Below are 223 nucleotides of genomic sequence, written 5' to 3'. Positions count from 1 at the left end.
AGGAAATGAGACTTTTGACTCTAAAGGACAGCAGGTTGTTGAGTTCTTCTTCAAGCCTAATGGTGTGCTTCAATATGTTAAAAAGCGGGGCACTGAACATCCCAAAACCATAATAACCGGCTTTACCACGAAGCAGGGAAGTAAAGAGGTTGAAGCGCTTCTTGGTTCCGCTGTTTTTGATTACCCCAAGCCGACAGGATTAATTGAACACCTAATGAAGGTC

General features: G+C 43.5%; 1 protein-coding gene. It reads left to right on the top strand.

Going from position 1 to position 223, the window contains the following annotated elements; all coding sequences use genetic code 11:
* On the top strand, positions 1 to 223 hold a 223-nt coding region (locus tag AAC854_RS23770), incomplete at both ends, for a hypothetical protein (RefSeq protein WP_340619201.1).

It is taken from the genome of Xenorhabdus entomophaga (assembly GCF_037996725.1).
In the GTDB taxonomy this organism is placed as follows: Bacteria; Pseudomonadota; Gammaproteobacteria; order Enterobacterales; family Enterobacteriaceae; genus Xenorhabdus; species Xenorhabdus khoisanae.
This window is presented reverse-complemented; position numbering and strand designations above follow the sequence as displayed.